The 21,692-nt window shown below is 71.6% G+C and carries 20 protein-coding genes; 11 read left to right on the top strand and 9 right to left on the bottom strand.

The genetic code is table 11. The features are described 5' to 3' along the window. A partial coding sequence (locus ABD841_RS40970) for a DUF2992 family protein (RefSeq protein WP_425582081.1) occupies window positions 1-961 on the bottom strand: 961 nt, incomplete at its 3' end. Between ABD841_RS40970 and ABD841_RS33570 the strand changes: the two genes are divergently transcribed. Beyond that, window positions 872-1,672: an alpha/beta fold hydrolase gene (locus ABD841_RS33570; protein WP_344980207.1), complete on the top strand. Its 801-nt coding sequence runs from the start codon at window positions 872-874 to the stop codon at window positions 1,670-1,672. The two genes, ABD841_RS40970 and ABD841_RS33570, sit on opposite strands and share 90 nt — an antisense overlap. A 421-nt stretch (window positions 1,673-2,093) precedes the next feature. Here ABD841_RS33570 and ABD841_RS33575 read toward each other — a convergent pair whose 3' ends face one another. Both ABD841_RS33575 and ABD841_RS33580 read right to left on the bottom strand, forming a co-directional pair. After that, on the bottom strand, window positions 2,094-2,222 hold the full coding sequence (locus tag ABD841_RS33575) for a hypothetical protein (RefSeq protein ID WP_344980209.1): 129 nt from the start codon (window positions 2,220-2,222) through the stop codon (window positions 2,094-2,096). Further along, complete coding sequence (locus ABD841_RS33580; protein ID WP_344980211.1) at window positions 2,219-2,905, bottom strand: YqjF family protein; 687 nt, start codon at window positions 2,903-2,905, stop codon at window positions 2,219-2,221. The genes ABD841_RS33575 and ABD841_RS33580 overlap by 4 nt, the downstream gene beginning before the upstream one ends. A 609-nt stretch (window positions 2,906-3,514) precedes the next feature. On the opposite strand from ABD841_RS33580, the gene ABD841_RS33585 reads away from it, so the two are divergent. From ABD841_RS33585 to ABD841_RS33595, 3 genes are all read left to right on the top strand, one after another. Continuing rightward, window positions 3,515-4,786, top strand: coding sequence for a chymotrypsin family serine protease (locus ABD841_RS33585; protein WP_344980213.1), 1,272 nt, complete (start codon window positions 3,515-3,517; stop codon window positions 4,784-4,786). A gap of 154 nt (window positions 4,787-4,940) precedes the next feature. Further along, on the top strand, window positions 4,941-5,519 hold the full coding sequence (locus tag ABD841_RS33590; RefSeq protein WP_344980215.1) for a hypothetical protein: 579 nt from the start codon (window positions 4,941-4,943) through the stop codon (window positions 5,517-5,519). 341 nt (window positions 5,520-5,860) lie between these two features. Continuing rightward, on the top strand, window positions 5,861-7,024 hold the full coding sequence (locus ABD841_RS33595; protein ID WP_344980217.1) for an NAD(P)/FAD-dependent oxidoreductase: 1,164 nt from the start codon (window positions 5,861-5,863) through the stop codon (window positions 7,022-7,024). Between the two features lie 60 nt (window positions 7,025-7,084). On the opposite strand, the gene ABD841_RS33600 is transcribed toward ABD841_RS33595, so the two are convergent. Next, window positions 7,085-8,680, bottom strand: coding sequence for a penicillin-binding transpeptidase domain-containing protein (locus tag ABD841_RS33600; RefSeq protein WP_344980219.1), 1,596 nt, complete (start codon window positions 8,678-8,680; stop codon window positions 7,085-7,087). 238 nt (window positions 8,681-8,918) lie between these two features. Further along, on the bottom strand, window positions 8,919-9,908 hold the full coding sequence (locus ABD841_RS33605; protein ID WP_344980221.1) for a GNAT family N-acetyltransferase: 990 nt from the start codon (window positions 9,906-9,908) through the stop codon (window positions 8,919-8,921). A gap of 413 nt (window positions 9,909-10,321) precedes the next feature. Between ABD841_RS33605 and ABD841_RS33610 the strand changes: the two genes are divergently transcribed. Then, window positions 10,322-10,669 (top strand): avidin-fold protein, encoded by a 348-nt coding sequence (locus ABD841_RS33610; RefSeq protein ID WP_344980223.1) that lies wholly within the window; start codon window positions 10,322-10,324, stop codon window positions 10,667-10,669. Window positions 10,670-10,727: 58 nt separating this feature from the next. On the opposite strand, the gene ABD841_RS33615 is transcribed toward ABD841_RS33610, so the two are convergent. Then, window positions 10,728-11,366: an Lrp/AsnC family transcriptional regulator gene (locus ABD841_RS33615; protein ID WP_344980225.1), complete on the bottom strand. Its 639-nt coding sequence runs from the start codon at window positions 11,364-11,366 to the stop codon at window positions 10,728-10,730. 118 nt (window positions 11,367-11,484) lie between these two features. Here ABD841_RS33615 and ABD841_RS33620 point away from each other — a divergent pair, with 118 nt between their 5' ends. The 6 genes from ABD841_RS33620 to ABD841_RS33645 are packed head-to-tail and all read left to right on the top strand — an operon-like array spanning window position 11,485 to window position 17,688. Further along, window positions 11,485-13,089 carry an ABC transporter substrate-binding protein gene (locus ABD841_RS33620; protein WP_344980227.1) on the top strand — a complete coding sequence of 535 codons (1,605 nt, stop codon included), beginning with the start codon at window positions 11,485-11,487 and terminating at the stop codon, window positions 13,087-13,089. Further along, window positions 13,079-14,203 (top strand): ABC transporter permease, encoded by a 1,125-nt coding sequence (locus tag ABD841_RS33625; protein WP_344980229.1) that lies wholly within the window; start codon window positions 13,079-13,081, stop codon window positions 14,201-14,203. The genes ABD841_RS33620 and ABD841_RS33625 overlap by 11 nt, the downstream gene beginning before the upstream one ends. Further along, window positions 14,200-15,039: an ABC transporter permease gene (locus ABD841_RS33630; RefSeq protein ID WP_344980231.1), complete on the top strand. Its 840-nt coding sequence runs from the start codon at window positions 14,200-14,202 to the stop codon at window positions 15,037-15,039. The genes ABD841_RS33625 and ABD841_RS33630 overlap by 4 nt, the downstream gene beginning before the upstream one ends. After that, on the top strand, window positions 15,036-15,806 hold the full coding sequence (locus ABD841_RS33635) for an ABC transporter ATP-binding protein (protein WP_344980233.1): 771 nt from the start codon (window positions 15,036-15,038) through the stop codon (window positions 15,804-15,806). Before ABD841_RS33630 ends, ABD841_RS33635 begins: the two co-directional genes overlap by 4 nt. After that, window positions 15,803-16,717 carry an ABC transporter ATP-binding protein gene (locus ABD841_RS33640; protein ID WP_344980235.1) on the top strand — a complete coding sequence of 305 codons (915 nt, stop codon included), beginning with the start codon at window positions 15,803-15,805 and terminating at the stop codon, window positions 16,715-16,717. Before ABD841_RS33635 ends, ABD841_RS33640 begins: the two co-directional genes overlap by 4 nt. Further along, entirely contained in the window at window positions 16,714-17,688 is a 975-nt protein-coding gene (locus tag ABD841_RS33645; RefSeq protein ID WP_344980237.1) for a M24 family metallopeptidase, read from the top strand. Before ABD841_RS33640 ends, ABD841_RS33645 begins: the two co-directional genes overlap by 4 nt. Window positions 17,689-17,740: 52 nt before the next feature. On the opposite strand, the gene ABD841_RS33650 is transcribed toward ABD841_RS33645, so the two are convergent. From ABD841_RS33650 to ABD841_RS33660, 3 genes are read right to left on the bottom strand one after another with little or no spacing between them, the layout of a single operon-like run. Further along, the gene (locus tag ABD841_RS33650) at window positions 17,741-18,961 is read right to left on the bottom strand and encodes a TetR/AcrR family transcriptional regulator (protein ID WP_344980239.1); all 1,221 of its coding nucleotides are present in this window, start codon (window positions 18,959-18,961) and stop codon (window positions 17,741-17,743) included. A 21-nt stretch (window positions 18,962-18,982) separates the two neighbouring features. Continuing rightward, window positions 18,983-20,530 carry a long-chain-fatty-acid--CoA ligase gene (locus tag ABD841_RS33655; RefSeq protein WP_344980241.1) on the bottom strand — a complete coding sequence of 516 codons (1,548 nt, stop codon included), beginning with the start codon at window positions 20,528-20,530 and terminating at the stop codon, window positions 18,983-18,985. Window positions 20,531-20,546: 16 nt separating this feature from the next. Continuing rightward, window positions 20,547-21,689, bottom strand: a complete 1,143-nt coding sequence (locus ABD841_RS33660; RefSeq protein ID WP_344980242.1) for an acyl-CoA dehydrogenase family protein — start codon at window positions 21,687-21,689, stop codon at window positions 20,547-20,549. Window positions 21,690-21,692: the final 3 nt, after the last annotated feature.

A 21,692-nucleotide genomic window follows, 5' to 3' on the forward strand; every position in this document is an offset into this window, starting at 1 on the left:
GTGCGTACCGGTGTGCAGGTCGCCTCGCGGCGAAAGGCGCAACGCGGCTCCAGCCAAACGGGCGTCCGTGAGGGCGAAAGGTGAGGCCCGGGACACTGGGCACACCGGCCACGCGATACACAATCACCGCCCGGCGCCGATTGTTCCCACTCCCCCGCGGCGAACACGGCGGAATGAGAGGCCATCTGTCGCGGCGACGTTCAGCGCGCTTGCTGTGAGCGACCTCGCGTCCGTGTTCCACCCGCGCCCACTCACGGGCTTTGCGATCAGCTGTCGCCTCCTGCTTGCGGCTTTCCAGCTCCAGGCGCATCGCCTCTTGAGACGTCGTGCTGCGCCGGGCGACCCGGCTCGCCGCGTGGGCGGCGCGTTTGGGGTTGGCCCGCAATTCCCGGCGTGCGCCGACGGACACTGCCGGGGCCGCTGTGGCGCGCTCCAGCAGGGCGACGCCGTACCTCATCAGAAATTCGTACAGTTCCGAGTCCGTGGGCTCGGCGCCCAGGCGGATACAGGACCGCCGGCCGACAGACCGGCGGGTGCCCGGGCTACCAACCGGGACTGCAATTTCGTGAGTGTCGACACGATATATCAAGATCCTGCGCCGCCGAGAGCGGCGGGACCGCGGCTTGATGAACGCTCGGTCGCCGGCAGCCGTCGGTCGTGGTGTCCCGCCCCGGCGGCTCCGCGTTTGCCTTGACTCCGATGACAGGGTTCTAGCGTGATCGCGGACATCGCCCCCGAGGATGACGATGAAAAAGGAATATCCGATTGGCCGCGATGGGTAAAGTCGCCCGTCATGCCCAGTGGGGTCGAACGATGGGAGCCTGTGATGGCCGCTCTTGACGCGTGGATTGAGGGCGGGAGCCGCCTTACGGTGCGAGGCCGTACGCTCTTCGTCCGCCAGGACGGCCCAGCGGAGGGACCGCCGGTCACGCTCGTCCACGGCTTCCCCACCTCCTCGCACGACTGGGCGGGAGTCGTGCCGCTCCTCGCCGAGGCCGGCCTGCGGGTGACGACGTTCGATCTGCTCGGCTTCGGGCACAGCGACAAGCCCCGCGGCCACGCGTTCTCGATCGAGGAGCAGGCCGACCTCGCCCAAGGGGTCTGGGAGCGTCTCGGCATCGCCGAGACGGCCCTGGTCGCGCATGACTACGGGGTCAGCGTCGCCCAGGAGCTGTTGGCTCGCGACCAGGCCCGCATCGCGCGTATGGCCTGGATGAACGGCGGTCTCTATCCGGACCTGCACCGGCCGCTCCTCATCCAGAAGCTGCTGCACGGCAGGCTCGGCCCGCTCCTGGCCCGCGTGACGACCCAGGCACGCCTGACCTCCTCGATGCGCAAGATCCTGGGGCGCCCGGTCCCCGACGCCGTCCTCGCCGACATGTGGGCGTCCGTCGCCCACGACAACGGCCAACTGCTGGCTCCACGGCTGCTGAAGTACATCGACGACCGGCGGCGTAACGCCTCCCGCTGGACCGCGTCCCTGGAGGGTTACCCCGGCCCGACCCTCTTCGTTTGGGGACCCGCCGACCCGATCAGCGGCGCCCACGTCCTGGAACGCATCCGCGAGCGCCTGCCCGAGGCCGCGATCGAGGAACTCCCCGGGGTGGGCCACTATCCCCAGGTGGAGGCCCCGGCCGAGACGGGCCGCGCCCTGGCTGGCTTCCTGCGCTAGCCAGGCAGCGCCGACCTGCTCTTGATGGCTTCACGCTGGCGGTGCAGGCTCCGCAGGTGTGGGCGGCGGCGCTGATGCTGCCCTCGCCCGGGTGGCCCTGATGCATCAGCCGTGGCCGGGCACGCGTGCCCGCGGGAGAAGACCGTCCTTCCGCCGAGCGCCCCATGGGCAACGATGAGAGCAGACATGGACCGTCCTTCGCAGGCGCGCAACTCCGTGAGAGCAAATGGTGTCGCTGCGGCCATGCCGTCGAGTTGCTGAAACAGTCCGGCGTGTTCCCTTCGCACTCGCCGTCGCCCCATGGCACGCTGACCGCGAAGAAGAACCGATGAACCTGGAAGATCTTCTCATCGGGTACGACCACCGGGTGCTTCACGGCGATCCGGCGGCGGCCGATATCAGCGTGGGCATCGCCTACGACTCACGGCGGGGAGCCCGGTCCCTGCCCCGCGTCACCGGGAGCGAGCAGCCGGCAGGAGGTGGTCACCACGGCGAGCACACCGCGCAGGTCGGGGGCGGTGAGCGCGGCGTGGCGGGTCAGACGTCTCACGTCCCGGAGGGAGCCGAGGCGGCCTGACTCCAGTTCCATATCCCCACTCGCACCCGCACGCCCGGGGAGGCGTGCAGGATCGGGTCATGGTCCGGAGCCGTGAGCCCTCCCGCCTGGACAAGCCCCTGATCGAGGTAGGCCAGCCGGGCGTGGTGCAGCGGCCACGGCCGATGCTCGACCCCGGCCCGGGCCAGCCGGCCCCCGATGACGGTGAACAGGAGATACCGCTCGGTGAGGAAATCCGTCAGCTCGTCCCGCTCGGAGTCGGCCAGCGGCGCGCCCACTTCCACGTCGGCGTCGCACCGGACGCCGGCGGGGCCGGGCCAGCGGCGCCGGCAGCGGTAGACGCGCCGTTCGCCCTCGACGCGCACGGTCATGTCGGACCAGTGGTAGGGCAGCCGGTAGCCGGCCCGGCCGCCGAGTGCGGCGGGAAGGCGCCCGGCGTCCAGCGACAGGAACCAGAGGCCGCTGCGCCCCCGCGTGTCCCGCACGTACGTGCGCACGTTCGTCTCGGGAAACCGTGACACCCACGGCAGCACCGGCACTCCCGGCACCCGCACGTCCTCCATGAGGAAAGGCGTGAGACCGACCCAGGCGGAGCCGTCGAACTCCTCCACCGTGAGGCCGTCGGGAAGCAACGACTGGACCAGGGTGGCGGGATACCGCCAGTGTATGAAGGTCATATGAGACCACCGGTGGTACATCACCGGCCGGGTGATCCGCGCGGGCTGTGTTGTTCGCATGCCTTGCCCCTACCCGGCTGAGCATGATCAGTACGGCGCCCGGCACGCCAACGATCGGGAACCCTTCTCATCCTTGAGCGAGCCGGCGGCTTCAAAGGACGGCGATGGACGTGACCACGGCGGCTCCCGACGATGCACGATCCCGGCGAATATGCATCCATCTGGAGATTCTTCACCTCAAACCCATGACCCCGCGACACCCCACCGGCGACAGGCACGTGACATGCAGTTTCAGCACAAAAACTGCCCAAAACCACTCAAACTCACACTTAACTACCCTCTATCTTGATTTGACCGGAAGCGGACAACCCATCCCGTCGAGTTTGAATAAATAAATCCGGACATAGTGGAATTAATATCCACAGCCGGAGGAATCAAGCTCGCCGCCAAGTCCGCAATTTAGCAACAACGCCCACAAGTCAGACTTCATCACAGATATGACACTTAATTGCGGCACTACTTTTTCCCAGAAATGTCAAGGCATTGATTTGCCCATAGCTTAATGAGATACCAGTTTCCTCAGCTCATCACGGGCAAGGAGGAAACCCTGTGAAAATTCCCCCGACCACCAGAAAAGCAAGCCGACTCACCCGCCGACTCGCGGTCACTCTCGGATTCACCCTGGTCGCCGCGACGGTCGGCGGCGCGCAGGTCGCCACCGCCCAGGACCCGGACAAGGACACCCGCACCCAGGCCATCAAGCAGGACGGTCCGGTGCCGGGGGGCCTCGCTTCGTGGGAGGAACTCCTGCGCACCCAGGAGCGGCTGGTCAGCGCCGCCGACCGCATCTCCGCAGCCGCCCAGGAGCAGGGCGTCAACGGCTACGCCGGCATCATCGTCGCGCCGGAGAACCGGGAACTGCGCCTGCACTGGAAAGGCAATCCCCCCAGGTCGATCGATAACCTCGTCGGTGAGCTCCGCCGCGATGTGTCCGTCAACGTCCTGCCGGCCCGGCACTCCGCGCGTGAGCTGGCGGGCGAGGCCGCCCGGATCTCGCGGAGGGCCGGCGGCGCGGTCACCTCGATCGCGGCCCGGCCCGACGGCTCCGGCCTGACCGTGACCGGCGCGAACGCCCGCACGACCCGCTCCGCGGTCGGCGACACGACGGTCCCGGTCAACGTGGAGGTCGGCGTCAAGCCGGAGCTGATGACCCGCTGGAACGACTCCCCGCCGTGGTGGGGCGGGGCGGCCTGGCGCAACCCCAGCGGCGGCGGCTGCTCCACCGGCTTCGCCGTCTGGCACGGAGGGGTGACCAAGATGCTCTCCGCCGGTCACTGCGCCGCGCTGGGCAACACGGCCACCGACCCGACCGGCGAGGTCATGGGGAACGTCTCCCAGGACGACGACGGCCGGGACGTGCTGCTGATCAACGCTCGATCGGCGGGCCGGGTCTTCAACAACGTCATCGGCAACACCAGCATCGAGTTCAGCAACCCGGTGATCGGCACCAGCGGCAGCTACGTCGGCATGTGGGTGTGCACCTCCGGCGCCTACTCGGGTACCAACTGCAACATCCAGGTCAAGCAGACCGGCGTGAGCATCTGGGTCGGATACTGGATCACCGGCACCGTCCGGGCGGAGCAGGTCTCGCAGACCAACGCCGTCGGGAAGGGTGACAGCGGCGGCTCGGTCGAGGTCGTCAACTCCGCCAACACCAGCCAGGTGTACGCGGCGGGTGTCAACACCGCCATCGACACGAGCACCGCGGTGCCGTGCACCGGCTACGTCACCGCCAACCGGGTCTGCGCGTGGCGGATGTACTACGCCCCGTGGAGCAACGCGGTGGCGGCGTTCCCCGGAATATCGATCGTCCTGGGCTGAACGCCCGGACCCGGCTGAAACCCCCGGTGGGGCCGGCGCGTACGCGCCGGCCCCACCGATCCTGATGTGACCGGCACCCGGGCTGAACGGCTCACGGGCCGAATCCGTCTCAGGTGTGTCGGCAAGTGACATGTCCGCCGGCCGGAGGTAACCCATGGACCCGAACCATCGCACGAATCGCGCGGTCGCCGGCCTCGCCGCGGCCCTCCTCAGCTGCCTTCTCACCGCCACGGCGGCGTGCGCCGCTCCCGGGGCGACCGGTGGCGGCAGCCCGGACCCGACCCCGAGCGGTGACTCCCGGCGGTACGGCCACGCGGAGCTCGAGGCCGCGGCGGCGCGGATCAGCGCCTACCTGCAGCGGGAGCATCCCGACCACTACGCGGGGATCGTCCTCGACCCCGCCGGGCCCGCAGTGATCGTCTACCGCCGCGCGTCCGCCGAGCTGGACACGGCCCTGCGCCGGAGGTTCGCCGACGTCCCCCTGAAACTGCGTGACGCACCGCACGCGGCCCGGGAGCTCGACGCGCTCGCCGAGCGGATCCGCGGCGACGCCGAACACTGGCGGCGACGGGGGATCACCATCACCTCGGTCGCCGCCCGCCCGGACGGCACCGCCGTCGAGGTCGGCACACGCGAGGTCGCGAAAGCGACCGCGGAACTGCCGAAACGGTATGGCGAGGCGCCGTTGCGCGTCATCGGGGCGAACCCGACGCTCCTGACCCCGTCCCCGTGACCCTCCGCCGGAGTCGCGAGACCCTCTCGCCTCCATCGGTGCGGGCCGGTCGCACCGGCGTCCGCGCGGCCCGGCCCGGGACGTCAGGGGCGAGGCGGCGATCTCCTTCAGCCTGATCGCCATTGCGCTCCTCACCGGAATCGATCCCATCGTGCCTCTGATCATCGCGGCTGATCGCTCCGCCCAGTGGCGTTCCACGTGAGGGCGCACTCCCAGTTTCCCGTGATTATGCACTGTCAAAAGCAGTTTTCCGCCTTGACCGGAATCCGGTTGGTGCTACAACCTTGTGCAATCGATCTCAGCCATAGGCGACCGAGCCGAGGAACCCGCAGGGGGACGGCGTGAAGACGGCCGACGTGGTGATCGTCGGTGCCGGGGTGCTGGGCGCCGCGGCGGCGAGCAGGCTGGCGCGCGACGGGCGCCGGGTGATCGTGCTGGAGCGCGGAGCCCCCGGCCGGGAGGGGACGGGCACCACCGCGGGCAACCTGCACATGCAGGCCGTGCACACCCTGCGCGCCGGCCAGGCCGTACCGCCGGCCGGCGCGCGGCTCCTGCCGCTGCAGCGGGCCGCCGGCGACCTGTGGGAGACCGTCGAGGAGGACCTGGGGACCTCCGTCGAGCTACGCCGCAGCGGCGGCTTCACCGTCGCCGAGACCGAGAAGCAGGTCAGGGAGCTGCACGACAGGCGCGTCCGGGAGACCGCGGCCGGAATCGGGACGGAGGTCCTGGACGGTGACACGGCTCGGGCCGCGCTGCCGCTGCTGGGACCGACCGTCGCCGCGGCCACCTGGTGCCCCCTCGACGGCTACGCCAACCCCCTGAAGGTCACCCCGGCCTACCTGGCCGACGCGGCGCGGCACGGGGCGGAACTGGCGCCGTTCACGCCGGTCACCCGGATCGCCCGTACCGGCGGCACATGGCGGGTCGAGGCGGGCGGGCGAACCGTGGTGGCACCGGTCGTCGTCGACGTGGCCGGGCCGTGGCTGGGTGAGATCGCCGCCCTGGCCGGGATCGGGCTGCGGATGACATCGGTGGCGATCCAGATGCACGCCACCGTGCGCTCGCCCGCCACGCTGCCGCACCTGGTCCGGCACGTCGGCGAGAGCCTGTCGGTCAAGCAGGTCGCCGCGGGCAACCTGCTGATCGGCGACGGCTGGCCGGCCCGGGCCATGGACCTCACCGGCCGGAGCGAGGCCGGGGTGGACAGCCTGGTGGGCAACATGGCGCTCGCCGTGCGGGTCCTGCCGTTCGTCCGGGAGCTGCGGCTGCTGCGCATGTGGGCGGGGCCGCTGGCGGCCGCGCCGGACGGGATGCCGGTGATCGGCGAGGTGCCGGGCGCGCCCGGGTTCCTCGTGGCGGGCGGCGCCTACGCCTTCACCTTCGCCCCCCTGTGGGGGGAGACGCTGCGCTGCCTGGTGGCGGGGACGGCCCCGCCGGTGGACGTCGCCGATCTGGGGCCCGGCCGGCTCATGGAACACGCGGGAACGAGGAGAGAACGGTGCTGACCCCGACCGGCTGGCCCTCTCCCCGCGGCGGCAGGGCCCCGCAGGACCCGCGGCGGGCGCCTACAGGGCCTTGAGGAACCTCGCGGCGATGGGCGCCGCCACCGCGCCGCCGCTCCCGCCGTTCTGGACGAACACCGCGAAGGCCAGGTCGCCGCGGTAGCCGATGAACCAGGCGTGGGACTCCCCGGCCTCGATCTCGGCGGTCCCGGTCTTGCCGGCCGTGTCCGGCGGGAGGCCGGCCTGGGCCGCCGTGCCCTCGGTGACCACGGCGCCCATCATCGTCCGCAGCCCGGCGACCACGCCCTCGTCCAGCGGCACCGCGGCCGGCGTGTCGGCGGGCGGTACTTCGGTGATGGTCGCGGGCTTCCAGACACCGCCGGCGACCGCGGCGGCGACCTCGGCCATGCAGAGCGGGCTGGCCAGCACCGAGTTCTGGCCGATGGCGTCGGCGCCCAGCTCGTCGGGGGTGACGGCCGGCCCGATCCGGCAGGTGCTCTCGCCGGGTTTCACCCGGAAGCCGAACCGGTCGGCGGCCTCGGCGCGCAGCAGGCCGTCGCGGAGCCGCTCGTAGCTCTGCCGGGCGAAGGTGGTGTTGCAGGAGAGCGCGAAGGCCCTGGTGAGGGACACGCTGCCGTGGTCGGCGCCGCCGTCGTTGGTGAAGGTCCTGCCGTTGGGGATGGTATGGGCCGCCGGGCAGGGCACGGGTGATTCGGGAGTCAGCCCGGCGCGGAGCAGCGCGGCGGCGGTGACCACCTTGAACGTCGAGCCGGGCGGGTAGAGGCCGATGAACGCCTGCCTGCCGCCCAGCGTGTCCGCCACCGCGCGCACCTGGCCGGTCCGGACGTCCAGGGCCACGATCGCGGCGGGGCGGGCGACCCCGTCCAGGGCGCGGGCGGCGGCGGCCTGCACCGGCCGGGAGACCGTGCTCCGCGTACCGGCGGGCGGCCGGGTGGGCGAGGCCAGCAGCACCCGGCCGCCGGGCTCCTCCTCCACGGCGAGGTCGGACGCCATGTCGCCCAGCCCCGGGAAGTACGCGCCGGCTTTGCTGTCCCGGGGGAACGGCACGCCCTCGCGGGTGAGCGTGGCCGGCTGCCGGACCTCGGTCTCGCGCAGGCGCAGGCTCACGCCGTCCTTGAGCGAGGGGTGGAGCGTCTGGGCCGACCAGAGCACCTGCCAGGTGCCGTTCTGCGGGGCCAGGCGCAGGACGGACGAGAAGTCCCACGGGCCCAGCCCCCTGACCTCGCGCACCCCGTCGAACGGGACCTCGGCCGTCTCCCCGTCGCGCTGCAGCTGCCCGGGGGTCAGGGAGAGCGAGGAGATCCGCAGCTCGGCGTCGAAGCGGCGGTGCCGCTCGGCGAAGTCGGCCGGGGGGCCGGCGACCAGGCTCGCCATGGTGACGAGGTCGCCGGCCCGCCACGCGTCGAAATACCTGGCCGCGACCTGCTCGGGCCCCTCCGGGGTGGGGGTGGAACTAGGGGTGGGGGTGGGTTCGGGGTCCGGGAGGGGCGAGAACTCGACGACCTGCCCGACCGTACCGCTCGGCCGGGGCGACGGCGCGGCGTCCACGGCTCCCGGGGGCGCCGTCACCGCGTACACGCCGAACGCGACGATCGCGACCGCCACGGCGATCAGCACGATGAACCGCCGGCTGCGCATGGCGTTCACTCCCAGGTTTGCCGCGGGTGCACGTCAGAGAAAAGATCGTAAAGGCGACGTGCTGTGTCGAACCAGGCTTTCACGCGACGGTTTGTCATCGATCGGGCCGGTACACCGTCCGATCACCGGCAGCGCGCCGCGGGCGGAAAGGCACCCGCCGCCCGCCGCCGCCCGCGTACTCGCCCCACCGGGGAGGTTCCGCGCCGGGCTCTCCCGGGGCGGCCCGCCGATCCGCTCGTCACCGGGTCAGGTCCAGTTGGTACAGCGCCGTCCTGCGCACCACCCGGAAGCCCAGGCGGGTGTTGACGGCGAGCATGTGGACGTTGTCGTCGGCGTTGTCGGCCTCGATCTCGGTCAGGCCGGGGTGACGCTCGCGGGCGAGCCGGATCATGTGCGCCTTGATCCAGACGCCGAGGCCGCGTCCCCGGTGCGCGGGGACGACGACCGTGTCGTACTGCAGCGCCGGGCGGTCGCCGGCACCGGGCACCACCAGCTCCGTATAGCCGGCGATCTCACCGTCGTCGTCCGAGACCGCCGCGACCGTGTGCAGGAGATCCCCGCGCCGGGCGATGGCCTCGGACGTCACGCGGATCCGGTCGGCGTCCCAGCGGAACGCGCCGTAGTCGAGATCGCCCAGCGGCATGTCGGCCATCGCCGTCTTGGCGCGGGCGAGCGTCTCGATGAGGTCGTCGGGCGCGACTCCGTCCCACACGCGAAGGTGGTAGCCGGGGCGCGGGAGGACGGCGTCCCCGGGCGGGGTGGCCTCGTCCAGCCGCAGGCGCAGCCAGGTGAGGGCCAGACCTCGCCGGAAGCCGCGGGCGGGTGCGAAACGGTCGCCCGGCGTGCCGGCGACCACATCGGCGACAAGGCTGCGGGCGCCGGCGGCCCGGGCGGCGTCCGCGGCCGTGGCGAGCAGCCGCGAGCCGGCGCCGGCGCGCCGATGTCCGGGGTGGACGTACAGATCGAGGTGGTCGGGCCGCTCACCGTCCGGGTCGGTCGTCAGGTGCACGGCGGCGACACCGACCGGCCGCCCGTCGGGCGCGGCGGCCAGCCAGCGCAGGCTGCGCACCCGCGGATCGTCGGTGGCCGGCCGGGCGGCGAGTTCCGAGCGCGCCGGAACCGGGATGTCCGGGCTGTCGCAGGCGAGCGCCGCGGCGAGCACCTCGTGCCAGCCGTCGACCTGCGCGGCGGACGGAGGGGTCGTCAGGGCATGGATCTGTACGGACAAGGCGTCTCCGGGGAGAAGGGGATCACGGGGATGGCCGGGGCGAAGAGCCCCACCGTCGTGCGCGTCCGCCCCTCCCCCGTCGCTCGCCACGCCGGCCACGCCCACCGGGCCCGGCCTGACGGCCACCCTAGCCGATCAGGCAGGTCCCGGGTCTCCCGCCCGGCGCGTCATGGTGCGGGCGGCTTCTCGGAGCGGGAGGAACGCTCCGGCCGCTCGCGGGGGCGGGAGGACCGGGAGCCGATCCGCTCCGGGGCCTCCTACGGCTGCCCGGCCGGACGCGGGGCCATGCCGTATCTTCCCCGTCCACCCGGGACGGGTACCCGGCTGGACAGATCAGCACATCGACGCTCCGGCGGGAGCGAAACGTCTAACCCGGGTTGCGGACGCGCGGTGAGATGGCACGATGCGGAGGCGTGAACGATGACAATCTTCTCAACGGCCGCAGGTTCGTCATGGTCAGCTCGACGGCGAGCTCGGTGAACCCGGACGGGCCCACCGAGTTCTCCTACCGGGAGTCCGGCGGGATCGTCTGGGGCGACTACACCGGTGACACCGTGGTCCACGGGCGCTTCGTCGGCACCAGGGACGGCGACCGGCTGAAGATGACCTATGTCCACCTGCTCAAGAGTGGAGAGCGCGCCAGCGGGCAGAGCGGCAGCCGCATCGAGCCCCTCCCCGACGGCCGCCTGCGCCTGGTCGAGGAGTTCCAGTTCGCGGGTGACGACACGGTGCACGTGAGCGTGTGCGCCGAGGTCGCCTGAGACCCGGGGGCTTTCCGGGGCCGTCCGGGGAATCCCGGAGAAAGCGGGTACCGGCCGGTCAGACGTCCTGCTGGAGCTGGGCACGCCCCTCGGCCGCGCCCACGAAGCGCATCTTGCCGAGGGGCACCTCGGCACCCGCCGGGTCGGGGACCGGACGGCGGACGGTCTGGCCGGGGCGGCGGTCGGTCGGCAGCACATAGGGCCGCTTGAGTACTTCATCCAGGATGAAGACGGTTTCGGTGGCCTTGACGGCCGGGATGTTGGCCAGCCGTTCGGTCACCAGCGTGTGGACGGCGGCGACGTCGGCCATCCTCACCTGGATCATCGCGTCGTGCTGCCCCGTCGTGATCGCGCAGTACTCCACCTCGGGCATCTGGGCGAGCTGGGCGCGGAACTGCCGCCACATCTGCTGCCGGACCGTCACGAAGACCAGCGCGGTGATGCCCAGGCCCGCGCGGACGTGGTCGATCTCGGCCGTGAACCGCTTGATCGTGCCGTCGGCGCGCAGCGCCTCGAACCGGGTGTAGGCGTTCGCCCGCGAGATCCCGACGCGCTCCGCGAGGGCCGCGACGGAGATCCTGCCGTTCTCCCGCAGCACCTCAAGGATCTTCAGGTGTGTCGCGTCGAGCTCCAGGCCGATGCCGATCCGTCCAGGCTGACCGCCCTCGTGCGTCGAGTTCCCAGACATATCGGCCATCACCATACTCCTTACCTCAGATTCATCTCAGGTTATCCCTATGACCTGGACGTTCTCCCGGACAATCCTGGACCACCAGCAACCAAACGTCCATATGGACTATTTCGGAGGATGCAAAATGGCGGTCCGTTCACGGCGCCCCGGAGCGAACGCGGTGCTACTGCCGGTGCTGCTCACCGGTGCCCTCGCTCTCGCAGCCTGCTCAAGCGGCGGCTCGTCCACGACGTCCCAGGGCGGCGCCGCGGCCGCCAAGACGCTCGTGATCGACACCTCCTTCGATCTCAAGACGGCCGACCCGGGGCGGACCTACGAACCGACCGGGCTCATCATCGGCAAGGCGACCTACGACACCCTGCTCACCTTCGAGGGCTCCGACGTCACCAAGCCCGTCCCGGCCCTCGCCGAGTCGTTCGAGCTGTCCGAGGACGGCACGGAGCTGACGCTCAAGCTCCGCCAGGGCGCCACGTTCGCCGACGGCTCCCCCGTGACCGCCGACGACGTCGTCTTCTCGCTCACCCGCGTGCGCGACATGAAGGGCACGCCGTCCTTCCTGCTCGACGGCGTGGAGGTCGCCAAGACCGACGAGACGACGATCACGCTGACGTCGAAGAAGGCCAACCCGGCGCTGCCGTACATCCTTCCCAACCCCGCGCTGGGCATCCTCAACTCCAAGGTGGCCAAGGAGCACGGCGCCACCGCCGACGCGAACGACAAGGCCGAGCAGTACCTCAACTCCGCCTCGGCGGGCTCCGGGCCCTACACGATCGAGTCGTTCAACGTCAGCAGCCAGGTCGTCCTCAAGGCCAACGCGAAGTACTGGGGCCCGGAAAAGCCGGTCTACGACAAGGTCGTGATCCGCAACGTCGAGGCCGCGACGCAGAAGCTCAACATCGCCCGCGGCGACAGCCAGGTCGCGCTGAACCTCTCCGGCGACCAGGTCACCGGGGTCTCGGGCAACCTGCAGGTCAAGAAGACCGCGTCGGCCAACGTGCTCTTCCTGTTCGCCAACCAGGATCCCGCGGTCAGCAAGGTCACCTCCAGCCCCAAGTTCGCCGAGGCCGTCCGCAAGGGCGTCGACTACGCGGGCCTGCTGGAGCTGGCCGGCGAGGGCTCGGTCCAGGCGCCCGGCGTGATCCCGTCGATGATCCTCGGCGCGCTCCCGCCGGAGGCGGGGGCCAAGCGCGACGTCGAGGGGGCCAAGGCGGCGCTCAAGGAGAGCGGCGTGTCCGACCCGACGGTCAAGCTGGAGTACCCCAGCGAGCTGACCGTCAACGGCCTGTCCTTCCAGTCGCTCGCCGAGCGGATCCAGGCCAACCTCAAGGAGGTCGGCATCACCGTGGAACTGGCCCCCGCGCCGGTCACCACGGCCCTGGACAACTACCGCAACGGCAAGGAGGAGATGGGCCTGTGGTACTGGGGTCCCGACTACCCCGACCCCAGTGACTACCTGGCGTTCCTGCCGGGCAAGCTCGTCGGCCTGCGGGCCGGGTGGAAGACCGGCGCCGACAAGGAGCTGGAGGCGGCCGGCGACAAGGCGGCCGCCACGATCGGCGACGACGCCAGGAAGCAGGCCTACGCCGACGTCCAGACGAAGCTGAACACCTCCGGCCCGTTCGTCCCGCTCATCCAGCCCAGCCAGAACATCGTGACGGCCGCGTCCGTCACGAACCTGGAGTACCACCCGGTGTGGACCGTCGATGTCGCCGACCTCGGTGCCAAGTAAGGATTCGGCGGGGCCGGCCGAGGATCCGGCGGGGCCGGTCAAGGACCCGAAGGCTGTCACGGCCCGGCCCCGGCCGGGCCGTGGCGGCCGGCGGCACCCGCTGGCCCGCTTCCTGATCCGCAGGGTGGTCACCGCGCTGCTGCTGGCCGTGGGGATCACCCTGGTCACCTTCGTCTTGACCAACCTGGTCCCCGGCGACCCCGTCGCGGCCAACCTCGGCCAGCGCGCCCTCGGCGACCCGGCGATCGTCGCCCAGTGGCGGGCGGAGCACGGCCTGGACAAGCCACTCCCCCAGCAGTACCTGCTGCACCTTCAGGGGGTGCTCCAGGGTGACCTCGGAATGAGCCAGCAGAGCCACCGCCCGGTCCTGGACGACCTGGCGGAGGCGGTTCCGGCCACGCTGGAGCTGGCGGGCGTCGCGATCCTGATCTCCGTCGTGGCGGGCGTGGCGTTCGGTGTGATCGCCGCGCTCCGCCGCGACCGGCTCTCCGACCACGTGCTGCGGATCGTCAGCCTGGTCGGCATCTCCGTGCCGACGTTCTGGCTGGCGCTGACGGCCTTCTACGTCTTCTTCTACCGGTTGCAGGTCACGCCGGGCAGCGGTCGCCTCGATCCGGGCATGAGCCCGCCGCCGAAGGTGACCGGGCTCTACACGGTCGACTCCGCGCTGGCCGGGCAGTGGGACGTGTTCGCCTCGGCGGCCGGCCACCTGATCACCCCCGCGCTGGTGCTGGCCCTCTACACGATCGGCCTGCTCACCCGGTTCACCCGGTCGGCGGTGCTGGAGGTGCTCGGCCAGGACTACGTACGCGCCGCGCGGGCCAAGGGCCTGCCTCCCCGGGTGATCCTGTTCCGCTACGTGCTGCGCTCGGCCCTGGTGCCGGTCATCACGGTCGCGGGTCTCGCCTTCGGCAGCCTGCTGTCCGGCACCGTGCTCGTCGAGGCGATCTTCGCCTGGCCGGGTGTGGGGCAGTACGCCTACAAGAGCGCCACCACTCTCGATCTGCCCGCCGTGATGGGCGTCGGCCTGGTGGTGGGCTGTGTCTATCTCGTCATCAACCTGATCGTCGACGTGCTGTACGGCATCATCGACCCCCGAGTGAGAATGTCGTGAAACTTCCCAAAGCATGGCGGCAGCCGCTGGCGATCGTCGGCGGGGCGGTGGCGCTCGCCTGGATCGTGGTCGCCGTGGCCGCCCCGTGGCTGGCCCCGCACGACCCCCTCGCCCAGGAGCTGCCCCGGCTGGCTCCGCCGGGGCCGGATCACTGGTTCGGCACCGACCAGCTCGGCCGTGACATCCTCAGCAGGGTCCTGTACGGCGCGCGTGTGTCGATCCCGCTGACGCTGCTGCTGGTCGCGCTGTCGGTGCTGGTCGGCGGCCTCCTCGGGGCCAGCGCCGGATATTTCGGTAAATGGGTGGATGAGACGATCATGCGGTTCGCCGACCTCGTCTTCGCCTTCCCCACCGTGATCCTGGCCATGGTCGTCGCCGCCGCGCTCGGCGCGAGCCTCACCAACGCCGTGCTCGCCGTGCTCGTCGTCGCCTGGCCCGCCTACGCCCGCGTGACCCGCGGCCTGGTGCTGGGCGTGCGCGGGCGCGAGTTCGTCGTGGCCGGGCGGCTGCTCGGCTTCTCCGCCTGGCGCTCCCTGCGGGTGGACGTGCTGCCGAACGTCACCGGGCCGATCCTGGTGCTCGCGACCCTCGACATCGGCACCGCGCTGCTGCTGCTGTCCGGCCTGTCGTTCCTCGGGCTCGGTGCGAAGCCGCCGTCCCCCGAGTGGGGGGCGATGGTCGCCTCCGGCGTGGAGGTCTTCGACAGCTGGTGGGTGGCGACCTTCCCCGGCCTGGCCATCCTGACCGTCGTGCTGGCCTTCAACTTCCTGGGCGACACGCTGCGCGACGCCCTCGACCCCCGCACGGCCCGGGCCATCAAGGAGCGTGCGCTGTGACCCTCGCCATCTCCGATCTGAAGGTCTCCGTCGGCGGCAGGGAGATCCTGCGCGGCGTCGACCTCGACCTCCGGGCCGGCCGCGTGCATGGCCTGGCCGGCGAGAGCGGCTCGGGCAAGACGATGACCGGGCTGGCCGTGCTCGGCCTGCTCCCGCACGGAGCCCGTGCGAGCGGCCGGATCCTCCTGGGCGAGCGTGACCTGCTCACGTTGCCCGCCAAGGATCTCAACGCGGTGCGCGGCGGCGAGGTGGCCATGGTCTTCCAGGACCCGGCGACCAGCCTGCACCCGATGCTCTCGGTCGGCCGCCAGCTCACCGAGCACATGCGCCACCACCTGGGCCTGGACAAGAAGCAGGCGCGGGCTCGGGCCGTCGACCTGCTGGGCCAGGTGCGCATCCCGGGCCCGGAGGCGGCTATCGACCGCTACCCGCACCAGTTCTCCGGAGGCATGCGCCAGCGCATCGCGATCGCGATCGCGCTGGCCTGCTCGCCGAAGGTGCTCATCGCCGACGAACCCACGACCGCCCTCGACGTGACCGTCCAGGCCGGGATCCTGCGGCTGCTGCGCGGCCTCTGCGACGACCTCGGCCTGGCCGTACTGCTCGTCACCCACGACCTCGGCGTGATGTCGGCGGTCGCGGACGAGGTGAGCGTGATGAAAGACGGCCTGGTCGTGGAGACGGGCCCGCGCGGCACGGTGCTGCGCGACCCGTCCCACCCCTACACCCGCGCCCTGCTGGACTCACTGCCCGGGGAGACCCCATGACGCTGCTGAGCGTGGACGACCTCGTCGTCGAGCACCGCACCCCCGGCCGCCCCCTGGTGCGCGCCGTGGCCGGAGCCAGCCTGACCGTCGCGGCGGGTGAGGTGGTCGGACTGGTGGGCGAGTCGGGATGCGGCAAGTCGACCCTGGCCCGCGCGGTGTGCGGGCTCAACCCGGCGACCACCGGAACGATCACCTTCGAGGGGCATCCGGTGACCCCGCTCGGCCTGCGCCGCAGGAACCGGGCGCTGGCCGGGATCCAGATGGTCTTCCAGGACCCCTACGCCTCGCTGAACCCGCGGCGCCGGGTGGGCGCGCAGATCGCCGACGGCCTGCGCGCGGCGGGCGACACCACGACCACCTCCGCCGACATGCTGGAGCGGGTCGGGCTCCCCCGGGACTTCGCCGACCGGCACCCGCACGAGTTCTCCGGCGGCCAGCGGCAGCGGATCGCGATCGCCAGGGCGCTCGCGGCCCGGCCGTCCCTGCTGATCGGCGACGAGCCCATCTCCGCGCTCGACGCCTCGGCCCAGGCGCAGGTGGCCAGGCTCATGCGGGATCTCGCGGTCTCCTCGGGCGCCGGCCTGCTGTTCATCAGCCACGACCTGTCGGTGGTACGGCTGATCGCCGACCGGATCGCGGTGATGTATCTCGGGAAGATCGTGGAGATCGGCCGTACCGCGGAGGTCTGGGAGGATCCCCGGCACCCGTACACCCGGGCGCTGCTGGGCGCCATTCCCGCGCCCGACGGTGCCGGCGTGCTCCCCGCGGAGCTGCCCGGAGACGTGCCCGACCCGGCCGATCCGCCGCCCGGCTGCCGGTTCCACCCGCGCTGCCCGGTGGCGATGGACGTCTGCCGGGAACGCGAGCCCGCGTTCACCCCGGTCGCCTGCTGGCTGCACGAGCCTGCATGATCGACGAGGTGCGCCGCGGGATGGCCGAGGAGGGGATCGACGCCCTGGTGCTGCGCCCCTCCCCCGATTTCCGCTACCTGGGCGGCCGGGACGACGGGTATCTCGTCCTGGCCGGTGACGGGCCGCCCGTCGCCGTGACCGGTCCGCTGGAGGCGGCGGCGCTCATCCCCCCTTCCGCGCGCCGCGTCGGAGTGGATCCCGAGATGCGCGCCTGGGAGCTGTTCTCGCTGCGGGTGGCGGCCGAGCTCGTACTGGCCTCCACCGTGCTGGCTCCGCTCCGCCTGCGCAGGGGGTCCGCGGAGGTCGCGGCCACGGAGCGCGCGTCCGCCGCGGTGGACGCGATCGTGCTCGCGGCCCGCGAGCTGGCGTGGTTCGGGACCACCGAGCGGGCGATGGCCCGGCGGCTGTGGGCCATGATGATCGAGGCGGGGTGCGAGGAGGTGCTGTCGGTGCTCGTCGCGGCCGGCGAGCACACCGCCGTCCCCGGGCACGCGCCGTGCGACCGCGTGATCAATCCGGGTGACGCGCTGCTGGTCTCGGTGTGCGGCAGGTGGGACGGCTACTGCGCGGAGGTGGCCCGCGTGTTCGCGGTGGCCGAGCCGCCCGAGGACTTCGAGGCGATGTACTCGGTCGTTCTCGCCGCGCAGCGCGCCGCCCTCGACGCGCTGCGGCCCGGCGTCACGGCGGCGGAGGCCGGGCGGGTCGTCCGGGACGTGATCGACGGCAGCGGGTACGGCGACTACGCCGGTGACCGGCCGGGACGCGGTGTCGGCCTCGGCTCCGCGGAGGGCCCGTGGCTCGTCCCCGGTGACGCGACCGTGTTCGTTCCCGGCATGACGGTGTGCCTGGAGCCGGCGATCTACCTGCCCGAGTTGTTCGGCGCGCGGGTGGCCGACGTCGCGGTGTGCTCCCCCGGGGGAGCGCGGCTGCTCAGCACCAGCTCGCCGGCCCTTTACGTCATCGACCGCTGAGCATCCCGGCGTCCCGGGGGCGCTGCGCGCCGGATGACCGGATGACCCGCCGTCACGCGGACCGCCGGGTCGTGTCGCGCGGCCGGTCGGCCGTCTCCCGCTCCGCGCCCGCGCGGGCCGTTCCCCCGGAGCGCAGCACGTCGAGCGCCAGGCCCGCGAGTTCGTCGTTCAGGTGCGCCCGGGACCGCGTCACCGGCAGCCGTACCAGATCGTTGATCAGGGTGAGCGCGCCGTGCACCAGCGCCAGGGCCTCGGGCTCGGACAGCTCCGGCCGCTCGGCCCGGAGCAGGCGGGTCCATTCGGCGACGTACCGGTGCTGCTTCCGGCGGTTGGCGTGCCGCTCCTCCGGCGGGAGATGGGTGACCTCGGTGATCAGTACGCCGATGAGGTCGGGGTGGCCGGCGGCGAAGTCCGCGTACGAGGCCACGACGGCGGACAGGGCGCCCGCCCGGTCCGGCGCGTGCGCGAGCGCCCGGTCGAGCGCGAGCTGGAGCGCCTCGCCTCCGCGGTTGAGCGCGGTGATCAGGATCTCGGTCTTGCTGGCGAAGTGTTTGTAGACGGTGGGCCCGGTGACGCCGGTCGCCGCGCCGATGTCGTCGTTGGACACCGCCGCGAAGCCGTTCCGGCCGAACAGGCGGGTGGCCGCCGCGAGGATGGCCTCCCTCCTGGAGGCGCGGGTGGTCTGCGCCTCCTCGGGGACCGGCACGGGCGGCGCGGCGATCAGGCTGGTGCTGCGGGCCACCGCCGAGACCATGGCCCGCAGCAGCGCCGGATAGCCGTCCGGTGCCGCCCGGTGGTGGGACGGGCTGCTCACGAGCGCGGTGATCCCCCACGAGAGCAGCAGCGCGTCGCGTTCCCCCAACTCGGGACGGGCCCGGCGGAGCAGTTCCGCGTTGCGTTCCGCGTTGCGCCGCAGCCGGTGGCGGAACTCGGCTCGTTCCGGCTCGTTGAGGTTGCGGGACTCCCGCTGCCACAGCACGCCGAGCTCGCGCCGCTCCAGCGCCAGCGCCACCATGGCGTCGAGCAGTTCCTCCAGGCCGTCCGCCGTCACCGACTCGAACCTGGCCATCCCGCTGTCGATGGCGTGCCAGAGCAGATCGTGTTTGCCGCGGAAGTGTTTGTAGAGCGCGGGGCCGGAGACGCCGACCGCCGCGGCGATCTCGTCGACGCCCACGCCGTGGTAGCCACGCTCGTGGAAGAGGCCGGCGGCGGTGCGAAGGATCTGCGCCCTGCGGTCGTGTGGCCTGGTTCGCACCGTCGCCTTCCCGTTCACGTGAGCCATACTAGAGGGCGGTTATCTGACGTGACGATCTACTCCTTCCCAGTACGGCCTGCGCAGCTCGCGTTTGAGGATCTTCCCCGCGGCCGACAGCGGGAGCTGCTCGACGAACTCGCAGCTGCGCGGCGCCTTGTAGCCCGCGATGAGCGCCTTGCAGTGTTCCCGGATCTCCTCGGGTGAGGCTGTGGCTCCGGGCTTGAGCACGATGACCGCGTGCACCCGTTCGCCCCAGTCGGGGTCGGGGACGCCGATGACGGCGCACTGGGCCACGGCTGGGTGCGCGGCCAGCGCGTTCTCGACCTCGGCGGAGTAGACGTTCTCCCCACCGGTGATGATCATGTCTTTGATCCGGTCGACGATGTAGAGGTACCCGTCCTCGTCCAGGTAGCCGCCGTCGCCGGTGTGCATCCACCCGCCACGCAGCGCCGTGGCCGTCTCCTCCGGCTTGTTCCAGTAGCCGAGCATGACGTTTCCACCGCGGACCACGACCTCGCCCACCTCGCCGCGCGGGAGCTCCCGGCCGTCGTGGCCGACGACGGCCACCTCGGTGTGCATCGTGGCCCGGCCGGCCGAGCGCAGCCGCGTGCCCTCCTCGTGGTCGCGCGGGGTCAGCAGGGTGGCGGTCGGCGCGAGCTCCGTCATCCCGTAGGCCTGGACGAAGCCCCCTCGGGGGAACACCTTCATGGCCCGGCGGAGCAGGGTCTCGCTGATCGGCGACGCGCCGTAGACCACGCTCCGCACACAGGACAGGTCGTGCTCGGCGGCGAGCGGGTGATCGAGCACCATCTGGATCATCGTGGGCACCAGCATTACGTAGCTCACCCGGTGCCGGGCGATCGCCGTGATGACCTCACCCGGGTCGAAGTACGGGACGATCACATGTGTGCCGCCCATGGTGAGCTGCGTGTACCAGGCGGCCAGCGCGGCCATGTGGAACATCGGCGCGGCGAGGAGCGTCCGGCCGCCCGGCAGTCCGGACGGGGTGGTGGCCTGCGAGCCGAGCGTGGCGACGAACAGGTTCGCGTGGCTGATCATCGCCCCCTTGGGGAAGCCCGTGGTGCCGCCGGTGTAGAAGACTCCGAGCAGGGCGTCGCCGCCCCTGCGCGCGTCGGGGATGGGCTCGTGCGCGGCGATCAGGTCCTCGTAGCCGAGCATGCCGTCCGGTGCGGGCCCGTCACCGAGGTGGATGACGGTCTTCAGGCCCGGGTGGTCCCGCGTCAGGGCGGGGACGTACGGGGCGAACCGGTCGTCCACCATCAGGATGCCGGTCTCGCATTCGGCCAGGGAGTAGACGATCTCCGCCACGCTCCAGCGGATGTTGACGGGGTTGAGCACGCCGTTGGCCCACGGCACGGCCAGCAGGGCCTCGGCGTAGCGGTCGGAGTTGAGGGCGAGGATGCCGACGCGCTCCCCGTCGGCGACGCCCAGCGCGCGAAGCGCCGCGGCCAGGCGGGACACCCGGTCCGCCTGCTCGTGGAAGCTTCGCACCCGCTCGCCGAAGATCGTGGCCGGGGCGTCGGGGTTCTGCTGAAGTGAGCGGTGCAGCCCTTGGGTCAGGTACATGGCACTCCTAACGGGCTCAGAGGGACCGAGCGATGAGCTCCTTCATGACTTCGTTCGCGCCGCCGTAGATCTTCTGGGCGCGCGCGTCGGCGTACATGCGGGCGATCGGGAACTCCCGCATGTAGCCGTATCCCCCGAACAACTGCAGGCAGCGGTCGACGACCTGGCACTGCACTTCGCTCAGCCACCACTTGGCCATCGACGCGGTGGCCGAGTCGAGCTCACCCCGCAGGTGCCGCTCGACGCACGAGTCGACGAAGACCCGTCCGGCGTGGGCGAGCGTGGCGCACTCGGCCAGCTCGAACCGGGTGTTCTGCTTGTCGAACAGCGGCTCGCCGAAGACGCGCCGCTCCTTGGTGTAACGGACGGTGTGCTCCAGCGCCTGCTCCGCGGCGGTCACCGCGATGACACCGATGATCAGTCGCTCCTGGGGGAGCTGGCGCATGAGCTGGACGAAGCCCTGTCCCTCGACGCCGCCGAGCAACGCGCTCGCCGGCACGCGGACCTCGTCGAAGAACAGCTCCGCGGTGTCGGCGCTGTGCTGCCCGATCTTGTCCAGGATGCGCCCCCTGCGGAAGCCCGGGGTGTTCGCGTCCACGAGGAAGAGCGAGATGCCGTGGGCGCGCCGGGGCGGGTCCGTGCTGGCGACCACGACCACGAGGTCGCACGAGCCGCCGTTCGTGATGAACGTCTTGGCCCCGTTGATCACGTACTCGTCGCCGTCCCGTACCGCCCTCGTGGTGATCGACTGCAGGTCCGAGCCGGCCCCGGGCTCGCTCATGGCGATGGCCGCGACCACCTCGCCGGACGCCATGCCGGGCAGCCAGCGCCGCTTCTGCTCCTCGGTGCCGAAGGACGCCAGGTAGTGCGCGACGATGCCGCTGTGTACGGGGTTGCCGAAGCCCTGCTCCAGCGCCCTGGCCTGTTCCTGCAGGATGACCAGGTCGTGGGCGAAGGTGCCGCCACCACCGCCGTACGCGTCGGGGACGCCGGCGCACAGCAGTCCGACCTCACCGGCCTCGCGCCAGAAGCCGCGGTCGACGCACCGCCGGGCCTCCCATTCGGGCTGCCGCGGTACGGCCTCGGCGGTGAAGAAGCGCCTGGCGGTCTCGCCCAGCAGGGCGACGTCGCCGGTGATCCAGGGGGACGTGTAGCTCATGAT

Origin of the sequence: Streptosporangium fragile, assembly GCF_039534445.1 — a bacterium.
GTDB lineage: Bacteria > Actinomycetota > Actinomycetes > Streptosporangiales > Streptosporangiaceae > Streptosporangium > Streptosporangium fragile.

Coding starts and splice junctions, on each gene's coding strand:
- ABD841_RS33580 (WP_344980211.1), bottom strand. CDS start 2,905: ATGACCTTCATACACTGGCGGTATCCCGCCACCCTGGTCCAGTCGTTG.
- ABD841_RS33590 (WP_344980215.1), top strand. CDS start 4,941: ATGGACCCGAACCATCGCACGAATCGCGCGGTCGCCGGCCTCGCCGCG.
- ABD841_RS33600 (WP_344980219.1), bottom strand. CDS start 8,680: ATGCGCAGCCGGCGGTTCATCGTGCTGATCGCCGTGGCGGTCGCGATC.
- ABD841_RS33615 (WP_344980225.1), bottom strand. CDS start 11,366: ATGGCCGATATGTCTGGGAACTCGACGCACGAGGGCGGTCAGCCTGGA.
- ABD841_RS33620 (WP_344980227.1), top strand. CDS start 11,485: ATGGCGGTCCGTTCACGGCGCCCCGGAGCGAACGCGGTGCTACTGCCG.
- ABD841_RS33640 (WP_344980235.1), top strand. CDS start 15,803: ATGACGCTGCTGAGCGTGGACGACCTCGTCGTCGAGCACCGCACCCCC.
- ABD841_RS33645 (WP_344980237.1), top strand. CDS start 16,714: ATGATCGACGAGGTGCGCCGCGGGATGGCCGAGGAGGGGATCGACGCC.
- ABD841_RS33655 (WP_344980241.1), bottom strand. CDS start 20,530: ATGTACCTGACCCAAGGGCTGCACCGCTCACTTCAGCAGAACCCCGAC.
- ABD841_RS33660 (WP_344980242.1), bottom strand. CDS start 21,689: ATGAGCTACACGTCCCCCTGGATCACCGGCGACGTCGCCCTGCTGGGC.